The sequence below is a fragment of the Clostridium sp. UBA4395 genome, from assembly GCF_002390995.1.
GTDB lineage: Bacteria > Bacillota > Clostridia > Clostridiales > Clostridiaceae > Clostridium_J > Clostridium_J sulfidigenes.
The window spans coordinates 1-2,901 of the sequence record NZ_DGRF01000089.1; the positions used below are offsets into that span (position 1 = coordinate 1).

The following is a 2,901-nucleotide window of genomic DNA, read 5'->3' on the forward strand; positions in this document are numbered from 1 at the left end:
TCATCGATTACTTCCGACGACTTTTACTATTTTACTAGATAATCTCTTATCTGTCAACAAATTTTTAAGAAGTTTTTTCTTAAGTTTTTGTTGTTTCTTGCCGCGTCTCTCAGCGACAAGATTTATCTTACCATACTTGTTATATCAAATATAACATTAATTTTTTATAATTATAGTTTATTTAAATATATCTTCATATTTCTTCAATTTACTTTCATTTTCTTATACTGATACACATGGTATAGTATACTAAAATAAAAATAACTTATACTAATATTTAGCCTCTATATACGAAATATACCACATTAAAGTCAATAAATATTCGTTATTTTAACTAGTTACTAATCTTCTTAATATTCCATTGAAAATATCCTTTTTATAATAATATAAGTCCAATTAACTATTTTTATAATTAATTGGACTCTCTTACATTATAGTATAATATACTTATTAAATTCTTCTATGATATTAACTTTTGATTTATATCCTAATTCATTTAAAGATTTATCTAACGTATTTAAAACAAATAAAATTTTATCTATCCTACTGTTTTCTCCCATATGACCAATTCTAATAACTTTATTCTCAAGATAATCAAAGGAACCTGAAATTAGTAAATTATAATTATCTCTCATATAATTAATTAACTTGTTTGCTTCTATTCCTGTAGGCGGTTCTACTACTGTAACTGTAGATGAAAAGCCACCATCTAAATATAACTTTAACCCATAGCTAGTTAATGCATTTCTAGTAGCTACAGCAATATTTTTATGTCTATTGTGTACATTCTCTATTCCTTCTTCAAGCATATTATCTATAGCAACTCTAAGCCCATATATATCACTTATTGGCATAGTATATGGAAACCACTTTTTATCATAATATCCCTTCCATATAGCTAAGTTACAATAAAATCCTACAATCGGAGTATTTCTTATTCTCATAGCTTTATCCGCATCATCACTAACGGTAACAATAGTTAATCCTGGTGGAGCTGAAAAAGCTTTTTGAGAACCACCTAATGCAATATCTATATCCCACTCATCTACATTTATAGGTTCTCCTCCCATAGCTGCAACACTATCTACAACTGTTAATATTCCATATTCCTTAAGCATTGGACAAATTTTACTTATATCATTAAGCACTCCTGATGGTGTATCGCAATGAACAACAGTTGCATATTTAAAATTACTATCTTTATCAAGGAACTCTCTTAAATGTTCCACATCTACTTCTCTTTTTCTATCAACAGAATACAACACAGGTATTCCTCCATATATTTTCACAAAATCAGCAAAACTTTCACCAAATACCCCATTATCAATAATTAGTACTCTATCTCCTACTTCTGTAAGTGATGCACAAGCAGCTTCCAATCCTAATATACCTTCACCACTTAATATAAACACATCCTTTTCAGTATTTAGTATTTCCCCAATTCTATTGCAAGTTTCTCTATAAAAATCATAAAAACCCTTATCTAAATCTGGATTAGTAGTTTCAATAGCCCTAGCCAATCTAACATTTTCTCTTACATTAGTAGGTCCTGGTGTAAATACATATGGTTTATTCATCATTTCATCCCCTATTCATATATTTAATATTACTAATTAATCACAATATTTAAAATAAAAATTTTGTTATATCAAATTTATTTTTCTAATATATTTTCCACTTTTGTTATTAAGTTAAAATTAGTTAAGTCATAATGTAGTGGAGTAACTGTTATATATCCTTCTTTAATCATGTCTACATCAGTATTATCTTGCATTGCATCATCGGGCGCACCAGTTATTTTATATACTACATTATCATCACTTTTATCTACTTCAACATATACATTATTATAATTTCTTTCACCTATTTTACATACCTTTAATCCCTTTAATTTATCTTTACTTATAGATGGAATGTTTACATTTAGTACTGTGTTTCCAATTTTCTCGCTTCTAATTTTATTTAATATTTTTTCTGCATAATCTGCAGCTATTTCATAACTTTCTTCATTACCATCACAAGATAATGCAATTGCTGGGGTATTATTTAATGCTCCTTCAACGGCTGCAGACACAGTCCCTGAATATATTACATCGGTTCCTAAATTAAATCCATCATTTATTCCTGATACTACTATATCTATTTTTTCACTAGCAATAGTAGTTATTGCAATTTTTGTACAATCAACAGGTGTACCACTTACACTAAAACATGGAGCATCTATACCTTCTATTTTTTCTTTTTTTACAATAAGAGGATTCATTAATGTTATGGAATGACTGCTAGCACTTTTTTGACTATCAGGTGCTACTACCAATATATTGTGTGAATTTTGAAGTCTCTGTGCAATAATCTGTATACCTTTTGCCGTAATTCCATCATCATTGGTTATTAATATATTCATAATTATATATAATAGAGAAATTTATATTCTCTATTTTCCCTCCCTTCATTTATCTAAAATCTTATTAAGTAATTAATTTACCCAAAAAGAAATACTATCTACTTTTTTATTTTAACATACTAAGGAGAAAGTTTATCTTAAAATATTATAAAAACATATAAAAAAAGACACTGCATATACAGTGTCTTTGGTGGAGATAAAGGGATTCGAACCCTTGACCCCCTGCGTGCAAGGCAGGTGCTCTCCCAACTGAGCTATACCCCCAAATATGGTGGACCTTCAGGGACTCGAACCCCGGACCTACCGGTTATGAGCCGGTTGCTCTAACCAACTGAGCTAAAGATCCATATTACTTGGCAACAACCTACCCTCCCACACAGCTTCCCATGCAGTACTATCGGCCCCTAGATGCTTAACCTTCGTGTTCGGTATGGATACGGGTGTATCCATCTAAGGCATAATTACCAAATTTAATATGGCTCCGCGAAGAGGATTCG

At 30.1% G+C, this 2,901-nt stretch carries 2 protein-coding genes, 2 tRNA genes and 1 rRNA gene; all 5 read right to left on the reverse strand.

Annotation, left to right across the window (positions count from 1 at the left end; genetic code table 11):
• Positions 1-431: 431 nt before the first annotated feature.
• On the reverse strand, positions 432-1,577 hold the full coding sequence (locus B2694_RS16735) for an alanine--glyoxylate aminotransferase family protein (protein ID WP_346886716.1): 1,146 nt from the start codon (positions 1,575-1,577) through the stop codon (positions 432-434).
• 77 nt (positions 1,578-1,654) lie between these two features.
• Entirely contained in the window at positions 1,655-2,404 is a 750-nt protein-coding gene (gene surE, locus B2694_RS16740; protein ID WP_346886717.1) for a 5'/3'-nucleotidase SurE, read from the reverse strand.
• 188 nt (positions 2,405-2,592) lie between these two features.
• Positions 2,593-2,668 (reverse strand) — tRNA-Ala (locus tag B2694_RS16745).
• 5 nt (positions 2,669-2,673) lie between these two features.
• Positions 2,674-2,750 (reverse strand) — tRNA-Ile (locus tag B2694_RS16750).
• Between the two features lie 5 nt (positions 2,751-2,755).
• A 5S ribosomal RNA gene (rrf, locus tag B2694_RS16755) occupies positions 2,756-2,873 on the reverse strand.
• Positions 2,874-2,901 lie beyond the last annotated feature (28 nt).